The organism is Brevundimonas sp., assembly GCF_041648115.1.
GTDB lineage: Bacteria > Pseudomonadota > Alphaproteobacteria > Caulobacterales > Caulobacteraceae > Brevundimonas.
In genome coordinates, this window is sequence record NZ_JBAZPR010000037.1 from 1 (window position 1) to 2,627 (window position 2,627).

Annotated in this window: 2 protein-coding genes; both read left to right on the forward strand. The window is 67.6% G+C overall.

Annotated features, from left to right (window positions below):
• A partial coding sequence (locus tag WC597_RS17105) for a phosphotransferase family protein (protein ID WP_372695268.1) occupies positions 1–1,336 on the forward strand: 1,336 nt, incomplete at its 5' end.
• A gap of 19 nt (positions 1,337–1,355) precedes the next feature.
• A partial coding sequence (locus WC597_RS17110) for an acyl-CoA dehydrogenase family protein (protein WP_372695270.1) occupies positions 1,356–2,627 on the forward strand: 1,272 nt, incomplete at its 3' end.

Below are 2,627 nucleotides of genomic sequence, written 5' to 3' on the forward strand. Positions count from 1 at the left end.
TCGCATGACCGACGTTGCCGCGATGCTCCCTGCCTTGATGACCCGCGTTGTCGGCCCCGGCGTGTTGTCGAGCCTGACGCGATTGTCGGGGGGTGCGAACATGGAGAGTTTTGCGTTCGACTGGGCGGGGGAAGGTTATGTCCTGCGCCGCGCGCCGTCGGCGGACTATATGGCGGACCGGCCGTTCGGGCATGGTGACGAGGCGGCGCTGGTGATGGCGGCGTTTGATGCCGGGGTGATGGCGCCCGAGGTGGTGGGGGTGCTCGAGCCGGGCGACGGCATGGGCACGGGTTATGTGATGCGGCGCGTGATCGCCGAGGTGTCGCCAGCGAAGATCTTGGCCGATCCGCCGGCGTCCTTGCTCGGCGACCTCGGCCGCGAGCTGGCGTGCATCCACGGTATCCCGCTGGAGGCGATCCCGGCGGCGATCCCGCTGATGGACACGGCGGCGGCGCTGGCGGAGCTTCGGTCGCGCTTCGGGTCGTACGGCGGCGATCGTCCGGTGATCGCGCTCGCGATCAAATGGTGCGAAGAGCACCTGCCCGCGCCCGCCGACCCGGTGCTTGTCCACGGCGACTACCGCATGGGCAATATCATGGTGGATAGCGCGGGTCTGGCGGCGGTGCTCGACTGGGAGCTCGCGCATCGCGGCGACGCGCATGAGGATCTGGCGTTCGGCTGCATGACCGTGTGGCGCTTTGGCGCGCTCGATAGACCGGCGTTCGGGGTCGGCAGCCTCGACGAGTATTTTGCGGCCTATGAGGCGGCAGGCGGCGTGCCGGTCGACCGCGGCCGCTTCCGCTTCTGGCTGATCTACCGGACACTCTGGTGGGCGCTGGGGTGCCTGCAGATGGGGCAGATGTGGCGGAGCGGCGCCGACCCGACCGTCGAGCGCGTCGTCATCGGGCGGCGCACCGCCGAGCAGGAGCTCGATCTGGTGCGGCTGCTCGAAGACGAGGCGCCCGAGGATGAGCGGGCACGGGCGTTGCCGTCGTCGCCTCAAACAACCTCGGCCCCGACCGGCGAGCCGACCAATGCCGAGATCGTAGAGGCGGTGCGCGACTGGATCGAGGGGGCGATCAAGCCCGGGGCGCAAGGCCATGCCAAGTTCGAGGCGGTGGTCGCGATGAACGCGCTCGGCATCGTGCTGCGCGACCTCGATGCGGGGGGGCGCGCCGAGGATGCGGCGCTTTCCGAGGCATTGCTGACGGGTGAGCGGACCCTCGCCGAGCCGGGCCTGCTCGCGAGACTGCGCCGCGATGTGCTGGGTAAATGCGCGGTCGACAGCCCCAAATATGCCGCGCTCGCTGCGGCGCGCGCCGAGTGGCGCGGATAGCAGGACAAGGGAGAGAGACATGGACTTCGCGATGCCCGCCGCCTTGCAGGCGTATCTGGACGAGCTCGACGCGTTTATTGACGCCGAGATCAAACCGCTCGAGCTGGCGGACGACAATATCCGCTTCTTCGACCACCGGCGCGAACATGCGCGCACCGACTGGGACAATCAGGGGCTACCGCGCGAGGAGTGGGAGGCGTTGCTCCGCAAAGCCACCCGCAAGGCCGATGCCGCGGGCCACTGGCGCTTCTCGGCGCCGAAGAAATATGGCGGCAAGGACGGATCGAACCTCGCGATGGCGGTGATCCGCGAGCACTTCGCGGCGAAAGGGCTCGGCCTCCACAACGACCTTCAGAACGAGCACAGCATCGTCGGCAACTTCCCGTTCGTCGAGATGTTCGAGCAGTTTGCGACGAGCGAGGAACAGAAGCAGGAGTTCATCCTCGGCTCCTTCGAGGGCAAGCGGCGCACCGCGTTCGGGCTCACCGAGCCCGACCATGGATCGGACGCCACCCATATGGAGACGCGCGCGGTCAAAGAGACGCGGGGCGGCGTCGACGGCTGGCGGATCGACGGGCGCAAGATGTGGATCACCGGCATGCACAGCGCGACGCATTGCGCGACCTTCTGCCGCACCAGCGGGAATGACGGCGATGCGAAGGGCATCACCTGCCTGCTCGTGCCGACGGGGACGCCCGGCATGACGGTCGACGAGTATCTGTGGACGTTCAACATGCCGACCGACCATCCGCGCATGACGTTCACCGATGTGTGGGTGCCCGACGAGGCGCGGCTCGGGCCCGAGGGCGGCGGGCTCGCGATCGCGCAAAGCTTTGTCCACCAGAACCGCATCCGCCAGGCGGCAAGCTCGCTCGGCGCCGCGGTCTACTGCATCGAGGAAAGCGTGAAGTACGCAAGGCAGCGCAAGCCGTTCGGCGAGGCGCTGGCGAAGAACCAGGCGATCCAGTTCCCGCTGGTCGAGCTGGCGACGCAGGCCGAGATGCTGCGCCTGCTCATCCGCAAGACCGCGTGGGACATGGACAACACCCCCCACAAGGAGGTCGAGCGCACGCTCTCCGACAAGGTCAGCATGTGCAACTACTGGGCGAACCGCCTCGTCTGCGAAGCCGCCGACCGCGCGATGCAGGTCCACGGCGGCATCGGCTACTCGCGCCACAAACCGTTCGAGCATATCTATCGCCACCACCGACGATACCGCATCACCGAAGGCGCCGAAGAAATACAAATGCGCAAAGTCGCCGCGTATCTGTTCGGGTATATGGGGCCGCGG